The following is a 16858-nucleotide window of genomic DNA, read 5'->3' as shown; positions in this document are numbered from 1 at the left end:
CGGCATTGCGCGGCCGGGCACGGCGGACGTGACAGACTGTGCCCGCAACCGCGCCACGCCCCGCCTGCTGCCATGAACTACCTCGCCCACGTCTATCTCGCCCGCCCGGATCACGAAGCCATGCTCGGCGCGCTGCTGGGCGACTTCGTGTTCGGCACCGCCGCGCTGGCGGACTGGAGCCCGGTGGTGCGCCGCGAGATCCTCGTCCACCGCAGGGTCGACCGCTACACCGACGACCACCCGCAGGTCGCCCGCGCGCGTTCGCTGTTCGGCGAAGGCCGGCGCCGGTATGCCGGCATCGCCCTGGACGTGTACTACGACCACTGCCTGGCCCGCGACTGGGATCGCTGGAGCGAGCTGGCGCTGGACGACTTCACCGCGCCCTTCTACCGCTACCTGCTCTCGCGCCTGGACGAGCTGCCCGGTCGCCTGCACGCGATCGCCCCGCGGATCGCCGCGCACGACTGGCTGGGTTCGTACCGGGACCGGGCCAACGTCGACCTGGCCGTGACCCGGATCGCCACGCGCCTGTCGCGCAACGGCGAACGCCTGGTCGACTGCCTCGACGACCTGCGCACGCACGAAGCGGCCATCGCCGGCGGCTTCGAGGCCTTCTTCCCGCAGCTGGTCAGGCATGTCCAGGCGCTGCGGCGCGAAGGGCCGCTCGCGGGCGGATGACCGCGGCCGCTCGATTCCGCGTTTGTTTCCGCGTCGCCATCAGATCCTGCCGAGCCGGCCATGACCCTCGCCCTCTACGCCCACCCGTTCTCCTCCTACTCGCAGAAGGCGCTGGTCGCCCTCTACGCCAACCACACCGCGTTCGAGTACCGCAGCCTGGAGGAAGCGGCCCACCGCCACGACCTGGAGGTGTTGTGGCCGATCAAGCGCTTCCCGGTCCTGGTCGACGGCGAGCGGACGGTGGTCGAGGCGACCACGATCATCGAATACCTGCAGGTGCGCCGGCCCGGTCCGCTCCAGCTGCTGCCGGAAGACCCGATGGCGTCCGTCGGCGTGCGCATGCTCGACCGCTTCTTCGACAACTACGTCGCCCGGCCGCAGCAGAAGATCGTGTTCGATGCGCTGCGCCCGTCGCACGAGCGCGACGCCTACGGCGTGGTCGAAGCCCGGCGCCTGCTCGACACCGCCTACGCCTGGCTGGAGCGGCACCTGGCCGACGGCCGCCGCTGGGCTGCCGGCGATGCGCCCAGCCTGGCCGACTGCGGCGCGGCGCCCTTCCTGTTCTACGCCGACTGGACCCACCGCATCCCGGACGGCTTCCGGCGCGTGCACGGCTATCGTGCGCGCCTGCTCGCGTGGCCGCCGTTCGCGCGCGCGGTCGACGAGGCCCGCCCGTTCCGCGGCTACTTCCCGCTGGGCGCGCCGGACCGCGACTGAACCGCGGCCACGATGGCGGCGATCGTGAGGGGCGCGGCGGCATCCGGGGCCCGGTCCGCCGTCGCACCTCGGCAGCGGCCGCCCGATAAGCGTGCGCCGATCACCGGGGCCGCTTCCATCGCGCGCCGGCGCCGGTTCCGCCTCCCACCTGGACCACCCGTCGGGTAACGGCCCGCGGGCCCGCATTCGTGGTGCGCCCAGCGTCTCCACCCGCCTTGCTGCACCGCAAGCTGGACCTCGCCGCGTCGGATGTTAGCGTTAACACTGACCACGGGGGATCCAATGAACCGACCGAACCGGCGCAGCCGCCGCATCCGCCACACCGTCCTCGCCGCCGCGCTCCTGTGCGCCGGCCTGACCGCCCACGCCGGCACCGGCCTGCGCCTGGGCGAGGCCGGTTACTTCAGCAAGCCGGGGCTGGACGTGCTGGCCTTCAGCAACGTCTATGACGGCAACTTCAGCGACGCCAAGATCGCCGGCGTCGAGCTGATCCACCATGGCGTGCGCACCGCCACCAACGGCGACGTGCGGCTGGCGCCGACGCCGGAGCAGTGGGATGCGGCGGCCACCCTGCTCGAGCGCAAGGTCGACCCCGCCAGCGGCGCGGTGACCACGCGCATGCGCTTCGACGCGGAGGATTTCGAATATTCGGTGCGGGTCGCCCCGCGCGGCGACGGGGTCGCGATCCAGGTGCTGCTGGACCGGCCGCTGCCGCAGGCCCTGGCCGGCAAGGCCGGCTTCAACCTCGAGTTCCTGCCCTCGGCCTACTTCGGCAAGGCATGGCTCGCCGATGGCCGCGGCGGCCAGCTGCCGCTGTACCCGTCCGGCCCGAGCGGACGGGCCCAGGACGGCGGCACCGTGCGCCTGCCCATGGCCAGCGGCCGCCGCCTGGTGCTGGCGCCGGAGGATGCGCAGCGGCGCGTGTCGATCGAGTCCCCCGGCGCCGAGCTGCGCCTGTACGACGGCCGCAACCAGGCGCAGAACGGCTGGTACGTGGTGCGCTCGCTGCTGCCTTCGGGGAAGACCGGCACGGTGCTGGAGTGGCACCTCTCGGCCAGCACCGAGCCGGGCTGGACGCGCGAAACGGTGATCGGCCATTCGCAGGTGGGCTACCACCCGGCGCAGCGCAAGGTCGCGGTGCTGGAGACGGACCGCAACGCACCGGCGCCCGGCAACGCCCGCCTGCTGCGGGTGGACGGCGACGGCCACGCCCGCGAGGCGCTCGCGGCCGTCCCGCGGCGCTGGGGCCAGTACCTGCGCTACGACTACTACACCTTCGATTTCAGCGACGTGCGCGAGCCGGGCCTGTACCAGATCGAGGCCGCCGGCCAGCGCACCGCCGCCTTCCGCATCGCCGACGACGCCTATGCCACGGCCTGGCATCCGACCCTGGACGTGTTCTTCCCGGTGCAGATGGACCACATGTTCGTCAACGAGGCCTACCGGGTCTGGCACGGCCGCTCGCACATGGACGACGCCCGCCAGGTGGCGCCGGGCAAGGAGCACTTCGACCTGTACGGGCAGGGCCCGGAACTGGACTCGCCGTTCCAGCCGGGCGAGCACATCCCCGGCCTGGCGATCGGCGGCTGGTTCGATGCCGGCGACTTCGACCTGCGCACCCAGACCCACTACTCCACGGTGATGTCGCTGGTCGACACCTGGGAGTTGTTCGGGCCGCGGCGCGACGAGACCACGATCGACCAGGCGCGCAGGCACGTGGAGATCCACCGGCCCGACGGCGTGCCCGACCTGCTGCAGCAGATCGAACACGGCACGCTGATGCTGATCGCCCAGCACCGCGTGTTCGGCCACGCCATCCCCGGGATCGTCGAGCCGGACCTGGCCCAGTACACACACCTGGGCGACGCGGTGACCAAGACCGATGGCCGGGTCGACGATCCGTCCGACCCGGATTCGCCCCACGACGACCGCCTGGCCTTCACCAGCAATACCACCGCCCTCAACTACGGCTCGGCGGCGGCGCTGGCCGCGGCCAGCCGCGTGCTCGGCGGTCACGACACCGTGCTGGCGGCCGAGAGCCTGGCCACCGCGAGGAAGGTGTGGGCGTTCGAGCAGGGCCGCGAGCCGAACCTGTTCAAGGTCGGCAACACCACCGGCGGCGACCCGCAGGACGAGCAGCTGCGCGCGGCCGTGCAGCTGCTGCTGGCCACCGGCGAGGCCCAGTACGCGCAGGCCGTCGCCGCGCTGTGGCCGGAGATCGACGCGCGCTTCGGCTTCAATGCTGGCGCGGTGGTGCGCGTGCTGCCGGAGATGGACGATGCGTTCCGGGCGAAATTCCGCGAGCGCGCGGTGAAGTTCAAGGAGGAGCGCGCGGCGATGGTCGCCGACAATCCCTATGGCGTCCTGATCACCCGCGGCGGCTGGGCCGGCAACAGCGCGGTGGTGGGCATGGCCACCACCAACTACTGGCTGCATACCGCGTTTCCCGACCTGTTCGACATCGAGGACACGCTGCAGGGCCTGAACTACCTCTACGGCACCCACCCGGACTCGAACCTCTCGTTCGTCTCCGCGGTCGGCGCGCAGTCCAAGACCGTGGCCTACGGCAGCAACCGCGCCGACTTCAGCTTCATCGCCGGCGGCGTGGTCCCGGGCGTGCTGGTGCTCAAGCCCGACTTCCCCGAGAACAAGAACGACTGGCCGTTCCTGTGGGGGCAGAACGAGTACGTGATCGACCTGGGCGCGCGCTACCTGTTCCTGGTGCACGCGGCGCAGGCGCTGCTGCAGGAGCGCTAGCGCAAGGCCGCACGGGCGGGCGCGCGACGCGGGTTCCGCCCCTACGCCACCCGCCGCCGTGGATCGTCCGGCCGCTGGAACAGCACCCGCTGCGGCCGGTGCAGCACGAAGCCCTGGCCGTAGTCCACGCCCAGCTCGCGCAGCACCGCCAGGGTGTGCTCGCCATCGACCCATTCGGCCACCACCTTCAGCCCGCGCTGGTGGCCGATCTGGGCCACCGCATTGACGATCGCCCGGCTCATCGGGTCGCTGCCGAGGTCGCGGACGAAACTGCCGTCGATCTTGATCACGTCCACCGGCAGGTTCTTGAGGTAGCCGAACGAGGACATGCCGGCGCCGAAATCATCCAGCGCGATGCGGCAGCCGGCCGCGCGCAGGCGCTCGATCACCCGCACCACCCGCAGCAGGTTGCGCACCGCCACGGTCTCGGTGATCTCCAGGCAGATCCTCGCGGCGGGTACCTCGAACTCTTCGATGGTGTCGAGGATGAAATCGGCCAGGCCCTCGTCCTCGATGCTCGCCCCGGACAGGTTGATCGCGCAGGTGCGCAGCGCGTCGCCGCAGGGATGCAGCCGGGCGAAGTTCGACAGCGCGGTGCGGATCACCCAGCGGTCCACCAGCGGCATCAGCCCGTAGCGCTCGGCCGCCGGGATGAAGGCGCCGGGCAGGAACACGGTGCCGTCCTCCTCGCGCAGGCGCAGCAGCAGCTCGATGTGGATCGCGCCATCGGGCGCAGGCACCAGCGGCACCACCTCCTGGTAGTCGAGCAGCAGGCGATCCTGCTCCAGCGCCCAGCGCAGCCGGTTGGCCCACTCCATCTCGCTGCGGCGGCGGCTGGTGTCCTCGTCCTCGCGGTACGCGCAGACGCGGTTGCGGCCGCTTTCCTTGGCCTGGTAGCAGGCGCTGTCGGCCCACGCCAGAAGGTCCTTGAGCGTGCAGCCGTCGCGGTCGACCATGACCATGCCGATGCTCGCGCTGACCGCGTAGGTCCGCTCCTGCCAGACGAACATCACTCCTTCGATGCACTGGCGCAGGCCCTCGGCCAATGCCAGCGCCTGCGTGGCATCGACATCGAATGCCAGCAGCCCGAACTCGTCGCCGCCCAGCCGCGCCAGCAGGTCGCCGGGACGCAGGCGTGCGCGCATCGCATGCACCAGCTGCACCAGCAGCTGGTCGCCGGCCATGTGCCCGGAGACGTCGTTGATCAGCTTGAACTGGTCCAGGTCGATGTACAGCAGCGCGAAAGGCGCCGCGTCGGCGCGCCCCTGGCGCAGCTCCAGCGCCTCCTGCAGGCGGCGCTCGAACTCGCGCCGGTTGCACAGCTCGGTCAGGCCGTCGTGCGCGGCCTGGTAGCGCAGCCGCTCGGTGAGTTCGCGCTGTTCGCTGGTGTCGCTGGCCACCATCAGCAGGTAAGGCGCACCGTCGACCTCGACCTGCGCCAGCGACGCGCTGGCCCAGAACGCCTCGCCGTCGGCTGCCAGCACCAGTGCCTCCTGGCTTGCCCAGGTGCCGCCGGTGGTGGCTTCGGCCATCGCCTGGCCACCGAGCAGCGGATTGGCGAACAGCGACACCAGCGGCGTGCCGGCGACCCGGCCCAGGCGTTCGCGTGCGACCTGGTTGGCATAGGCGATGCGCCCGTCGCGGGCATCGGCCAGCAACACCAGCGCCGGCAGCAGTTCGTTGAGCACGCGGAAGCGCGCCTCGCTCTCGCCGAAGCGCGCATACATGCGCCGGCCCAGCTCGACCGCGCGGCGATGGGTGGTGGCCTGCGACAGCAAAAGCAGCGACAGCAGCACGCTGATCGCGATGCCGGTGGCGACGATCAGGTGCAACCGGGCGGTGTCGACCGCCGCCGAACGCGGCCAGGTCGTCAGTTCCCAGCGGCGGCCGCCGAAGTCGACCCGGCGGACCTGCAAGGCGGCGCCGGCCGCCGGCACCGGCGCGGTGGCGAACACCTCGTCCTGCCCGGGTTCGGCCCCCAGGTCACGGATGTGCACGTGCAGGTGGTCGAGGATCTGGCCCTGCAACGCCTGCCGCAGCATCGGCTCCAACCGCAGGCTGATCGCCAGTGCGCCTATTTCCCGCGCGCGGCGCTGTTCCAGCGTCAGCGGGCTCGGTCCGCGCGAGTACACCGGCAGGCGCACGGTGACCCCGCGGGCGGCAGCGCCGCCGCTGAACTGCAGCAGCGGAAAGGGCGCGGAGATCGAGGGCGCATCGGCATCGCGTGCGCGGTGCAGGGCGACCAGGTTGCGGGGCTGGGTGGCGATGTCCAGCCCGACCAGCATCTCGTTGCCGCGCAGCGGCGCGGCGAACTCGTAGCGGTAGCCGACATGGCCGCGCGCACCGGCCGCCGGGTCGCGCCGCGCGAACACCACGGCCACCAGCCCCGGCACCCGCTCGCGGGTGCGCAGGTTGGCCTGGTACTGGGCGAACAGCGCCTGGTCCATGTGGTCGTTGGACAGGAACACGGTCTGCATGGCCCGCAACGCCTGTGCGGCCGCGTCCAGCGGCGCCTGCGCGCGCGCCTGGGCGGCATCGGCCAGCGACTGCTGCATCACCTCGGCGCGGTGCTGCGCGGCCCGCCATTCGCGCCGGGCGAGCTCGGCGGTGAACAGCAGGCCGACCACCAGCACCAGCAACGCCCAGGCCGGGGACGCACGCAGGCGATCGCCGGGGCTTGCCTCCGGCGCGGCCTGGATGTGGTCCTGGAAAGGCATGCGGATCCTCTACGGCCGGGCGGCCGGTGCCGGTCGCACGGGGAGCATCGGCCCCGCGTCGCGTCCGGGCGGCTGGCGCCCATTCTGTTACAAGGTCGGTCGCTCCGCTGGATTCTTGAACCGGGCGGCGTTATCGGGCCGGGCCGCGGCGCCACGCGCCACGGTCGCAGCGGGCCTGGCACGGCGAAGCCGGCCCGCCCCGCCGCTCCGCCGGCCGGGCACGCCTGCGCGCTCACGTGCCGTCCGGGGCGGTGGAACGACACGGCCGCCTCGCTCAGGGCGACGACGGCTCGTAGCGGTAGTGCCAGGGCTCATCCGGCCGGCGCAGCGGGCCGCTGAGGCTGGCGCCGGACTCGCGTACCGCCGCGGCCAGGCGCGCGGCCCAGCCGTCGGCGATCCAGCGCGACTGCACGCTGCGGCTGTCGGTGCCGGCGACCAGGGTGTCGCCCTGCACCACCTGGAAATCGTAGGCCAGCGCCTGGCCATGCGACGACAGTCCCGGCGCGGCCAGGTTGACCGCGGCCGGCGGCCGCCAGCTGCGCAGCCAGCGCTCGAACAGCGCTTCGCGGCCAGGCCTGCAGGCGCGGGTCGCCGCCCGCAGCAGCGCGTCGGCGGCAGCGCCCACGGAGGCGTTGCCGTTCCACTTGCGCACCTGCTCGTCCAGGCTGCGCACCTGGAGGTTCACATGCAGCGCATAGCCGGGATTGGCCGCGGCGAACGCCGCCTGCACCCGGGCCACGTCGGCATGGGCGGCGCGTTGTGCGGCCGATCCCTCGTACGCCTCGATCCGTTCCTGGCTCCAGCTCCACTGCCCGGCGAGGTCGGCGGCACGCAGGTAGCTGCGCACCGCCAGCAGCTGGCGGCCCTGCCCTTCGATACGGTCCAAGGCTTCGCCTGCCTGCACCGGCAGGCTCGCCGCCGCCGCGTCGAAGCAAGCGCCGGGGACGGCGGGCGCGGCATGGGACCACTGCGAGGCCAGCAGCAGGACGATGCCTGCGGTGCCCGGGAGGAAATCCATCGCCACGCCAGCTCCATCGATCCGGAAGCGGCAGCGTAGGCCGGGCGGGATGAAGGCCGCCTCACGGCAGGAGGCGGAGCCCGGTCGGTTACGATGCCCGGCCCTGGTTGCCGCCCGCGCCCGTGCCCCACTACACCGGTCCACTGCTGTTGCGCGAAAGCGCCCACGCGCTGCTGGCCGCGCGCGAGTCCGGCCATCCCGAGTGGACCGGCTCGCTCGACCTGGGCCGCAGCGTGGATACGGCCGCCCTGGGGCCGGACCACTGGCGCTGGCGCGGCGCGACCTATCCGTGGCCGGGCGCGCTCAAGGACCGCACGATCTACTGGTTCGACGGCGAGGACTGGGCGCCGGCCGCCCGCTACGCCGGTTCGCTGATCAAGCTGGTGCCGACGGAATGGGACGTGCCCACGTTCGAGATCGACGGCATCAAGATGCTGCCGACCTCCAGGGAATCGCCGCTGGACGATGCCCGGCGCAAGGTCGCGCTGGTGGAGCCGCGCGGCAAGGTCGTGCTCGATACCTGCGGCGGCCTGGGGTACTTTGCCGCCTGCTGCCTGGAAGCGGGCGCGACGCGGATCGTCTCGTTCGAGAAGAATCCCAGCGTCCTGTGGCTGCGCACGCTCAACCCGTGGTCGCCGGATCCGGAGGCGGCATCGTCGGGCGGACGCCTGGAATTGCGGCACGGCGACGTCGCCCGGGAGATCGCCGCGCTCGGTGACGGCACGGTCGATGCGCTGCTGCACGACCCGCCGCGCTTCGGCATCGCCGGCGAGCTGTACTCGCAGGCCTTCTACGACCAGCTGGCGCGGGTCCTGCGGCGTGGCGGCACGCTGTTCCACTACACCGGCAGCCCCAACCGCCTGACCAGCGGACGCGACGTGCCGCGCGAGGTCGCCCGGCGGCTGGAGAAAGCGGGGTTCCGGGTGCAGCTTGCGCTGGACGGCGTGCTGGGCGTGCGCCGCTGAGCGGCGGGCACCGCGGATCGCCGGGGCCATCCGCGCCTGCGCCCCCGCCGCGTCGCGACGGGGGCGGACGGCCAGCCCGCTACAGTTTCAGCTCGCCGTTCTCGACGATCGGCTTGTCGTCCAGGGTCACCGTACTGCCGGGCAGGAACACGGTCTGGCCCATGCCGGAGTGGTTGTCGCCACCGGCCCAGGCATTGGCGCCGGTGCCCACGGTCACCGCGCCGGCCGGCACCCAGCTGCCGGCACTGCCCTGCCCCAGCTTCACCGCCGGGTTGATGCCGAGGTTGAGGAACGAGAACTCGGCCTTGCGCGGATCGTCGGAGGCGTCGTACATCGCCTTCAGGTCCGCATAGCCCGGGCCGCTGCCTTCCATCGCGGTGACCTTGCCGTCGGCGATGGTGAGGGCGAGCCTGTCGATCTTCTTGCCGCGGAAGCTGCCGCCGGTGTCGACCAGGGTGCCCTGCGCGCTGCCGGGCACCGGCGTGGTGTACACGTCGCCGGCGGGCAGGTAGACCGACACGGCCGCCCCGCCCTCCCTGACGTCCTCCTCGGAGATGATGCCGTCGCTCACGCCGACCTTGCGCCCCTGGATGCGGAAGGTCAGGTCGGTGCCGTTGGGATTGGTCACGTGGACCACGTTGCCGGCGGCGAGCGCGGCGCGGATCTCGGCACCGCGCTTCTGCAGCTCGGTGTAGTCCATGCTCACGCCCTCCCAGAACATGCGCGCCAGCGCGTCCTGGTCCATGCCGAAGCGCTCGGCGCGCCAGGCCGTGGGATAGAGGTTGTTGCCCAGCTCGACCAGGCGCACGCCGCGCTTGAACATCGCCTCGGCCACCGCTTCGTTCGCCTTGGCGCGCGCGGCCACGCGCTTGGGGTCGGCGCCTTCGAACAGGTTCTCGCTGGTGCCGTTGCCGAGGCTGATGACGACGTCGACCGCGTCGACCAGCTTGGCGACGAGCGCGTCCTGGCGCGCGTCGTACTTCTCGGGGACATCGAAGAACAGCCGCTTGCTCAGCCGGTCGCTGCCGTACTCGATCATCGGGAAGCCGCCGACCCGGGCCACTTCCACCGCCAGGTCCTCCATCAGCTCGGCATCCTGCAGGCGACCGGTGATCAGCACCGCCTCGCCCTCCTTCACGCCCGCGCTCTGCGTGACGATGCGCTTGGCCAATGCCTCCAGGTCGACCGGCGGCGCGGGGGCCGCCGTGCTGGCCGCCGCACCGGCTGCTTCCGGCGTGGCGGCAGCGGCCGACTGCTCCGGTGCGGGCGTCGCCGCCTCCTGCTCCGCGGGGCGCTGGCACGCGGCCAGCGAACAGAACGTCGCCACCACCAGGGCGGCATGCAATGCGCGCTTCATCATGGCTTCTCCGTCACTGCCGCATTGGCAGGTGCCGATCCTACGGTCGCGTGGAACGCCCGGACCGACCGTTCATCGGCGCCCGTTGCGCAACGGAAGACCCGGAAATTCCGGCCAATCCGGCCTGCGTGCGCGGCGTGGCGGCATCCCATCGAGGCGTGCGCATGCGCGCACGCCGGCATTCGTGGTCGCCGGCCACAGCATGGCGCCGCGGTTTCAGCGCGGCACGTCGGGCAACTCCGGCGCCTCGAGACCGCGGAACGGATCGCGCCACGCTTCCAGCGCCTCGATGCCTTCGTACCAGCGCGCGATCGACGGCCAGTCGCCCAGCGGCAAACCCGCCAGCGCGTGATGCGGCAGGAAGCTGGCCATGCGGAAATCCGCGTACGAGAGGATGTCGCCGCACAGCCACGGCCGCATCGCCAGTTGGGCGTCGAGGATTTCCGCACTTTCGGCGAAACGCTGCAGGCCTTCGTCGACCCTGGTGGCGTCCACCGGCCCCAGCCGGTAGCGCTGCTTGGTCACGCGTTCGAACTGGACCATTTCGCAGGCGCGCACGAAGTTCTCCTTGCCCCAGCTCAGCCACTGGATCATCGACGGCTCAGCGGCGCCGGTACGCCAGAAGTCCGACTTCGCCGCCTGCGACAACCGGCAGGCGATCGCGTCGGCCTCCCACAGGCTGCCGCCCCCAGGCAGCACCAGGATCGGCAGGCGCAGGCACGGATTGAGCGGCCGGTAGCGCTCGGCCTGGCCCGGGGCGAGCGGCGCGGCGAACTCGAACTGCACCGGTGCCGAGACCTGGCGGGCGACGGCGACGGCCAGGCGCGGATTCGGGTTGCGGCTGTAGAGCAGCTTCATGCGACGCGATCGCGGGCGCGGTGGTAGGCCACCAGCGCGTTGGCATGGCCGTGGCCCAGGCCGTGCTCGCCCTTGAGCAGCGCGACCTGTTCGACGTGCTTCAGCCCGGCGGCCTTGTCCAGCACGGCGAACCAGTGCGACACCGGATGGCCGTAGGTCTTCTCGATGGAGGGGAAGTACGAGGCGGGGCCCTTCGGTCTGGCGCTGGCATCCATGTGCGGCGTTCCATTCGTGGATTCTTGACCACGACGTACCGCAGGCGCCCGTTTCGACACGCGTCGCTCCGCACTCCGCGCACCGGAGGAACCCCGGTCGGCCGGCCAACCGGGGTCCACTTGCGAAGCCGGGAGGTCAGTGCGGCCGGGCGACGCCGCGCAGCAGTTCCTGGGAGGCGGCCGGATCGCGGCTGTGGGCGAAGTTGGCCAGCGAAACGATGCCGACCAGGCGCTTGTCGCGATCGACCACCGGCAGCCGGCGCATCTCCAGCGCCGCCATGTTCGCGGCGACGTCGTCGATGTCGTCGTCCTCGAAACAGTACTTCACGTCCGGCGACATCACCTGGCGCACGGCCACCTCCGGCCCGTGGCCGCCGGCGACGGCGCGCAGGACGATGTCGCGGTCGGTCAGGAACCCGACCAGGCGATCGCCCTCGCCGACCGGCAGGCTGCCGACATCGTGCGAGGCCATCAGGCCGGCGGCCTCCCGCAGGGTGGTGTCGGGGGCGACCACGCAGACATCGGTACTCATCACTTCACTGATACGCATCGGACTTCTCCTGGTGTGCGGGGGTGGATGGCGCAGGTGGGCATACCGTCGAGGTCAGTGGCGCTTGGCGTGCCAGTCGCCGTCGGCGCCCTTCTCGTACTTCTCCTTCACGGCCGCCCAGGCCACGCGGTGGGATACCTCCTCGCGCGACGCGTCGCCGCGCCGGTCGTCAGGGTCCTTGTACTGGTCCCAGGCGCTGTTGAAGGCCTCCTTGTAGATTTCCTGGGCGTGCTCGGGCACGTGGTCGCGGACCGACCCCGGCAGTTCGGACACAGTGCGGTAAGGCATGGCGGCGCCTCTTCGATCGAGTGGAATGCCAGCCTGTCCGAGAACGGATTAAGCCGCCGGCAACGCGGTGCATGGCCGAGGTTAAGGCGGTGCCGTCGAGGGGCGGCACGGGCATGCGGGCCGGATTGCCGCGCGGCCAACCGGCGTGATCGCTGGCAGCGGCGGGCACGCCGGCGCCTGGACCAGGCGGCCCGCGCCGCAGTCGTCCGGCGCGGCTACTCCTCTTCGGAAGTTGCCTCGAGTCGGGCCTCGCGCTGGTAACGCCGCTCCAGGAACCACCACATCGCCGCGCCCCACAACACGCCGCCGATCGGGAAGATCACCATCGACGCCGGAAGCAGGAGCCGAAGGTTCGCACCCGTAGCGGCCCACATCACCAGCGAATAGACGAGCGCCGCCGATAGCCCCCAGCCCAGCACCCCGCGCAGCAGGATGTAGCGGAGTGCCCCGCCACGGCGGATCTTCGCCCAGCGGGCCAGCGGATCGGCTTCTGCAGTCATCGTCCACGTCCTGTGTCCGGTTCCCCGCCGGCATCTTGCCATCCGGGCGCCCCTCCTGCACGGCGGTTTGACAGCCAGGCGGCCCCGCCGCCAGCATCGACCGCTCATCTGCACGGGGGCTGGCGTGGATCGACGGAATTTCCTGGCCGCGGGCGGACTGGCGATGGCCGCGCCGATGTGGCCGGCCAACGGTGCTGCGGCGAGGCCGCCCGGATCGACCGACCCGCTGCACGATCCGCTCCTGCGCATCGACCTGGTATCCGACGGGCTGGGCCTGGATCCGGGCGAGTACGCCGCGCAGCTGCGGCAGGTCGTCGCTGCCGGGGCGGTCGATGCCGACAACTACTCGCGCGGCGGCGTCATCGGCCGGCTCGAGGCCCTGTTCGCCGAGCTGCTCGGCAAGCCGGCGGCGATGTACGTGCCCACCGGCACGCTCGCCAACCACCTGGCCGTGCGCCGCCTCGCCGGCGATGACCGGCGCGTGCTCGTCCAGGCCGAAAGCCACCTCTACAACGACAGCGGCGATGGCGCGCAGGCGCTCAGCGGACTGAACCTGGTGCCGCTGGCGCCGGGACAGGCCACGCTGCGGCTGGCCGACGTGCAGCCCTGGGTGGAGCGTTCGCGCGGCGGCCGCGTGCGCAACGAGGTGGGCGTGATCGCGATCGAAACCCCGGTCCGCCGCCGCGACCATGCCATGGCCGATTTCGGCGAACTCGAGCGGATCAGCGCCTACGCCCGCGAGCAGGGCATCCGCCTGCACCTGGACGGCGCCCGCCTGTTCACCCTGCCGCTGCACTCGGGACGACCGGTGACGGCGTACGCGGCGCTGTTCGACAGCGTCTACGTCTCGCTGTGGAAGAACTTCAACGGCGCCGGCGGCGCGATCCTCGCCGGCAGCGAGGCGTTCATCGATGGCCTGTTCCACCAGCGGCGGATGTTCGGTGGCGCCCTGCCCTCGGCCTGGCCCCAGGTGGCGCTGGTGGAGACGTACGCGACGCGCTTCGAGGACGACTACGCACGCGCCTGGCGCGCGGCGGACGAACTGGTCGCCCACCTCGAGGCCAGCGGCAGGTTCCGCGCGCGCCGGCTGCCCGATGGCAGCAGCCGCTTCTTCCTCTCGGTCACCGGCGTCGCTCCGGAGCTGGTGGCCGAACGCGCGGGCGGACGCGGCATCGTGCTGGGGTGGCCGCATCCGGATACCGGCGAGTTCCCGGTGCAGGTGAACCCGACGCTGCTGCGGCTGCCGCCGGCGGAACTGGCGCGGCGCCTGCTCGACTCGCTCGGCGGCTGACGGCCCGCCGCCGGCGCCGCACCGCTCCGCCGGCATTCCGCGCTGCCGGCGAAGCGGTCGGCGGGCCGGCGATCAGCCCTTCCGGTGCGCCACGGACACCTCGATGTCCAGCCCCAGCTGCATCGACTTCCAGTCGCCGTGGTCGCCCACGTTGACCACCACCCGCGCCACCTTCTTCGGCGGCGGCTTGGGCACGCTGGTGCCGCTCAGTACAGGCTTGACGTCGACATCGATGAAGACGCCGTCGCCCAGCTCGATCGACACGCGCTTCTTCTGCACCCGCGTTGCCATGATGGCTCTCCAGCTACTGTTGCCAGGGCGATCTCGCGCACGCGCCGGTCAGCTGCGATAGTTGAGATCGAACGTGAACTCGACTTCGAACGAGTTCCTCTCGTCGGTCAGATCGCCGATGTCCAGTTTCAGCACTCCGATCCGCCTGGGAACGGGGCGCGGCTTGGGCACCGACACGCCGGTGGCCTTGGGCTGGATCGACACGTCGATGACGACGCCCTCTCCAATCTGGAAGTGGTGTTTCTGCACCGAAGGTTCGCCTGTCATGTTCGTGCTCCTCGTTGTGGCGCCGGGGACGGATCGGACGCCGGCGGGGCGGGCGCGGGCCCCGACGGTGGTGCGACCAGGCCCGTCCGCCGGAACACGGCCTGGGTATCGATGCGCGAGGCAGGAATTCCCGCCTCGCGCGCGGCCTGCAAGGCCAACCGGGCCTCATCGAGGCGGCCGAGCACGGCCAGCGCCTGCGCGTTGTACAGGGCGACCTCGCCGGGTTCGTGGCCCAGGGCCAGCGCCTGTCGCGCCAGCCGCAGGGCGCCGTCGCCATCGCCCAGCTGCGCGCGGTACCAGCCCAGCGCGGCCAGCGCCTTGGCGTCGTCGGGCTTGGCGTCGATGAAGCGCTGCGCCTGGCGGGCGGCCCGCTCGTAGGCCGGTCGCGCCTGCGCCGCCGTGCGCGGGTCGGCATCCAGCGCGTCGCCGAGGAAGCCGGCGTAGAAGAAGTCACCCGGATTGAGTTCGGCGGCCCGGCGGTACATGTCCGCGGCGCCGGCGTAGTCGCCCTTCTGGTAGCGCAGGGTGCCGAGGTTGCTGAGCGAGCTTTCGTTCGGCTCGATCGCCAGCGAGCGTTGCATCGCCTGCTCGGCCGCGTCGTTGTCGCCGACCGACAGCAGCAGCGCGCCGTAGATCGTCCAGTAGTCGACGTTGTCCGGGCGCAGCGCGACGGCGGTGCGGTAGGAATCGATCGCTTCCCGGTATTGCCCGAGCCGGAACTGCTGGTAGCCGAGTTCGGCATGCACCTGCGCGTTGCCCGGGCTGGCCTGCAGGGCCTGGCGGAAGTCGGCCATCGCCTGGTCCTCGCGGCCGTGGTCGATGTGCACCTGGGCGCGGCCGACCAGCGCCTGCCAGCGCATCGCCGGGTCGTCGACGATGGCGTCGTAGTACTGCAGCGCCTGCGACTCGTCGCCCTGCACCCGGTACAGGTCGCCCAGCGCCAGCTTCACCTCGCCCAGCCCGCCATCCATGTTGAGCGCGCGCAGGCAGGCCAGGCGCGCATCGTCGAAGGCATCGGTGTTGCGGTGCGACTCGAAGCTCCACAGCCCCATCCGGCACAACGCGGCCTGCGCGCGCGCGAATCCGGCGTCGACGGCCAAGGCCTTGCGGAACTGGGCTTCCGCCTGCTCGCGGGCGTCGCCGCCGCGCGCAGCCGCCAACCGGTCGATGCCGAGCAGGTACGCATCGAACGCGGCCGCGCTTTGGGTGGGCGTCAGCCGCTTGCGCAGGCTCTCGCGCTCCTCGGGCAGGATCTCCAGCAAGGCGTCGACCACCGCGTTGGCGATCTCGGTCTGGGTGTCGAAGATCGCGTCGGCGTCGCCGTCGAAGTTGCGCGACCACAGGGTGTAGCCGGAACGGGTATCCGACAGCCGGGCGCTGATCCGCAGCCGCTGGCCGTCGCGACGGACGCTGGCGTCCAGCAGCGTGGCCACGCCCAGCAACCGGCCCAGCGCCTGGGCGTCCTGGCCACGGTCGATCGCCTCGGCCGGGCGCCACGCGGCGACCTTCAGGCCATGCACGCCGGCCAGCGCACCGAGCATTTCGACCGACAGCCCTTCGGCGAAGTAGCGGTCGTCGCGTGCATCGCTCAGCGTGGTGAAGGGCATGACGGCGATCGACGCCTCCGCCGGCGCCGCCACCGGGCCGGCATCGCGCCCGCGCCACCACCAGGCGCCGATCGACAGGACCAGCGCGGCCAGCAGCCAGAGCGCCCAGGAGCCGCGCGAGATGGGGGGCGCCAGGGCTTCGCCCGGGCCACCTTCCACTTCCCGGCGCGCATCGCCCGACGGCTCGACGGGCGTCGCCGGTGCCGGCGCGGACGGCACCGCCGCGGCCGCTTCCGGTGGCGGCGCGGCGGCCGGCGGCATCGCCACGGCCGCTTCCGGTGGCGCTTGCAGCGTGCCGATGAAGCTGTAGCCCAGCGCATGCCGGGTCTGGATGTAGCGCGGCTTCTGCGAATCGTCGTCCAGCGCCGCGCGCAGCTGGGCGATGGCGCGGGTCAGCACGCCCGGGGTGACGTGGCGATGCCCCCACACCTGGTCGAGCAGCTCGTCACGCCCCAACAGTTCGCCCGGCCGGCGCAGCAGCGCCAGCAGCACCGCGAACGCCTTGGGCTCCAGCGCCTGCGGTTCGCCGTCGCGCACCAGGGTATGGGCGGCCGCGTCGACCACGATGCGATCGAACCGGAAGCGTGTATTCAGGCCGTCGTCGCCGGGGGCGGGCGGTCCGGTCCCGGGCTTCATCGCCACTTCCTCATGATTGCCTCATGAATTCAGCGAACACGCATGGAACGATCGCAACGGCCTCATGACCCGCGTTGGCGTCCCCGGGATGCTGGCCCGGCGCCGGCAATGCCGCGCCCACCCACCTTCTGGAGACGCACCATGAA

General features: G+C 71.9%; 16 protein-coding genes. 5 read left to right on the top strand and 11 right to left on the bottom strand.

What is annotated here, in order from left to right:
* Positions 1-72 precede the first annotated feature (72 nt).
* From ABKA19_RS03755 to ABKA19_RS03745, 3 genes are all read left to right on the top strand, one after another.
* Complete coding sequence (locus ABKA19_RS03755) at positions 73-678, top strand: acyl carrier protein phosphodiesterase (protein WP_353687719.1); 606 nt, start codon at positions 73-75, stop codon at positions 676-678.
* Between the two features lie 60 nt (positions 679-738).
* The gene (locus ABKA19_RS03750; protein ID WP_353687718.1) at positions 739-1395 is read left to right on the top strand and encodes a glutathione S-transferase family protein; all 657 of its coding nucleotides are present in this window, start codon (positions 739-741) and stop codon (positions 1393-1395) included.
* Between the two features lie 282 nt (positions 1396-1677).
* Positions 1678-4152 carry a glycoside hydrolase family 9 protein gene (locus ABKA19_RS03745; protein WP_353687717.1) on the top strand — a complete coding sequence of 825 codons (2475 nt, stop codon included), beginning with the start codon at positions 1678-1680 and terminating at the stop codon, positions 4150-4152.
* A gap of 41 nt (positions 4153-4193) precedes the next feature.
* On the opposite strand, the gene ABKA19_RS03740 is transcribed toward ABKA19_RS03745, so the two are convergent.
* Both ABKA19_RS03740 and ABKA19_RS03735 read right to left on the bottom strand, forming a co-directional pair.
* The gene (locus ABKA19_RS03740) at positions 4194-6869 is read right to left on the bottom strand and encodes a bifunctional diguanylate cyclase/phosphodiesterase (protein WP_353687716.1); all 2676 of its coding nucleotides are present in this window, start codon (positions 6867-6869) and stop codon (positions 4194-4196) included.
* 274 nt (positions 6870-7143) lie between these two features.
* Positions 7144-7887, bottom strand: coding sequence for a hypothetical protein (locus tag ABKA19_RS03735; protein ID WP_353687715.1), 744 nt, complete (start codon positions 7885-7887; stop codon positions 7144-7146).
* A 107-nt stretch (positions 7888-7994) separates the two neighbouring features.
* On the opposite strand from ABKA19_RS03735, the gene ABKA19_RS03730 reads away from it, so the two are divergent.
* On the top strand, positions 7995-8852 hold the full coding sequence (locus ABKA19_RS03730) for a class I SAM-dependent methyltransferase (RefSeq protein ID WP_353687714.1): 858 nt from the start codon (positions 7995-7997) through the stop codon (positions 8850-8852).
* Between the two features lie 79 nt (positions 8853-8931).
* Here the strand turns inward: ABKA19_RS03730 and ABKA19_RS03725 are convergent, their stop codons facing one another.
* The 6 genes from ABKA19_RS03725 to ABKA19_RS03700 all read right to left on the bottom strand — a co-directional run bounded on the left by ABKA19_RS03725 (position 8932) and on the right by ABKA19_RS03700 (position 12620).
* A complete protein-coding gene (locus ABKA19_RS03725; RefSeq protein ID WP_353687713.1) occupies positions 8932-10209 on the bottom strand; it encodes an aminopeptidase in 1278 nt (425 codons plus the stop codon).
* A 216-nt stretch (positions 10210-10425) separates the two neighbouring features.
* Entirely contained in the window at positions 10426-11067 is a 642-nt protein-coding gene (locus ABKA19_RS03720; protein ID WP_353687712.1) for a glutathione S-transferase family protein, read from the bottom strand.
* Positions 11064-11282 (bottom strand): DUF4287 domain-containing protein, encoded by a 219-nt coding sequence (locus ABKA19_RS03715; RefSeq protein WP_353687711.1) that lies wholly within the window; start codon positions 11280-11282, stop codon positions 11064-11066. Before ABKA19_RS03715 ends, ABKA19_RS03720 begins: the two co-directional genes overlap by 4 nt.
* 136 nt (positions 11283-11418) lie before the next feature.
* A complete protein-coding gene (locus tag ABKA19_RS03710) occupies positions 11419-11832 on the bottom strand; it encodes a CBS domain-containing protein (protein ID WP_353687710.1) in 414 nt (137 codons plus the stop codon).
* 54 nt (positions 11833-11886) lie between these two features.
* Positions 11887-12120: a putative cation transport regulator ChaB gene (chaB, locus tag ABKA19_RS03705; protein WP_353687709.1), complete on the bottom strand. Its 234-nt coding sequence runs from the start codon at positions 12118-12120 to the stop codon at positions 11887-11889.
* Positions 12121-12335: 215 nt separating this feature from the next.
* Positions 12336-12620, bottom strand: coding sequence for a hypothetical protein (locus ABKA19_RS03700; RefSeq protein ID WP_353687708.1), 285 nt, complete (start codon positions 12618-12620; stop codon positions 12336-12338).
* A gap of 124 nt (positions 12621-12744) precedes the next feature.
* Between ABKA19_RS03700 and ABKA19_RS03695 the strand changes: the two genes are divergently transcribed.
* Positions 12745-13911 (top strand): threonine aldolase family protein, encoded by a 1167-nt coding sequence (locus ABKA19_RS03695; RefSeq protein WP_353687707.1) that lies wholly within the window; start codon positions 12745-12747, stop codon positions 13909-13911.
* A 72-nt stretch (positions 13912-13983) separates the two neighbouring features.
* On the opposite strand, the gene ABKA19_RS03690 is transcribed toward ABKA19_RS03695, so the two are convergent.
* Genes ABKA19_RS03690 through ABKA19_RS03680 form a run of 3 tightly spaced genes read right to left on the bottom strand, consistent with a single transcriptional unit; the run spans position 13984 to position 16712 of the window.
* A complete protein-coding gene (locus tag ABKA19_RS03690) occupies positions 13984-14202 on the bottom strand; it encodes a hypothetical protein (protein WP_353687706.1) in 219 nt (72 codons plus the stop codon).
* Positions 14203-14250: 48 nt separating this feature from the next.
* A complete protein-coding gene (locus tag ABKA19_RS03685) occupies positions 14251-14469 on the bottom strand; it encodes a hypothetical protein (protein WP_353687705.1) in 219 nt (72 codons plus the stop codon).
* Positions 14466-16712 (bottom strand): tetratricopeptide repeat protein, encoded by a 2247-nt coding sequence (locus tag ABKA19_RS03680; RefSeq protein ID WP_353687704.1) that lies wholly within the window; start codon positions 16710-16712, stop codon positions 14466-14468. Before ABKA19_RS03680 ends, ABKA19_RS03685 begins: the two co-directional genes overlap by 4 nt.
* Positions 16713-16858 lie beyond the last annotated feature (146 nt).

This window comes from Pseudoxanthomonas sp. Soil82 (assembly GCF_040446535.1).
Classification (GTDB): Bacteria; Pseudomonadota; Gammaproteobacteria; order Xanthomonadales; family Xanthomonadaceae; genus Pseudoxanthomonas; species Pseudoxanthomonas kaohsiungensis.
The sequence above is the reverse complement of the archived record's forward strand: the minus strand, read 5'-3'. Positions and strand labels throughout refer to the sequence as shown.

Bases quoted from the DNA above. Each gene is read 5' to 3' on its own strand.
- ABKA19_RS03740 (WP_353687716.1), bottom strand. From the start codon at position 6,869: ATGCCTTTCCAGGACCACATCCAGGCCGCGCCGGAGGCAAGCCCCGGC.
- ABKA19_RS03690 (WP_353687706.1), bottom strand. From the start codon at position 14,202: ATGGCAACGCGGGTGCAGAAGAAGCGCGTGTCGATCGAGCTGGGCGAC.
- ABKA19_RS03715 (WP_353687711.1), bottom strand. From the start codon at position 11,282: ATGGATGCCAGCGCCAGACCGAAGGGCCCCGCCTCGTACTTCCCCTCC.
- ABKA19_RS03755 (WP_353687719.1), top strand. From the start codon at position 73: ATGAACTACCTCGCCCACGTCTATCTCGCCCGCCCGGATCACGAAGCC.
- ABKA19_RS03725 (WP_353687713.1), bottom strand. From the start codon at position 10,209: ATGAAGCGCGCATTGCATGCCGCCCTGGTGGTGGCGACGTTCTGTTCG.
- ABKA19_RS03745 (WP_353687717.1), top strand. From the start codon at position 1,678: ATGAACCGACCGAACCGGCGCAGCCGCCGCATCCGCCACACCGTCCTC.
- ABKA19_RS03710 (WP_353687710.1), bottom strand. From the start codon at position 11,832: ATGCGTATCAGTGAAGTGATGAGTACCGATGTCTGCGTGGTCGCCCCC.
- chaB (WP_353687709.1), bottom strand. From the start codon at position 12,120: ATGCCTTACCGCACTGTGTCCGAACTGCCGGGGTCGGTCCGCGACCAC.
- ABKA19_RS03735 (WP_353687715.1), bottom strand. From the start codon at position 7,887: ATGGATTTCCTCCCGGGCACCGCAGGCATCGTCCTGCTGCTGGCCTCG.
- ABKA19_RS03750 (WP_353687718.1), top strand. From the start codon at position 739: ATGACCCTCGCCCTCTACGCCCACCCGTTCTCCTCCTACTCGCAGAAG.
- ABKA19_RS03685 (WP_353687705.1), bottom strand. From the start codon at position 14,469: ATGACAGGCGAACCTTCGGTGCAGAAACACCACTTCCAGATTGGAGAG.
- ABKA19_RS03680 (WP_353687704.1), bottom strand. From the start codon at position 16,712: ATGAAGCCCGGGACCGGACCGCCCGCCCCCGGCGACGACGGCCTGAAT.
- ABKA19_RS03700 (WP_353687708.1), bottom strand. From the start codon at position 12,620: ATGACTGCAGAAGCCGATCCGCTGGCCCGCTGGGCGAAGATCCGCCGT.
- ABKA19_RS03720 (WP_353687712.1), bottom strand. From the start codon at position 11,067: ATGAAGCTGCTCTACAGCCGCAACCCGAATCCGCGCCTGGCCGTCGCC.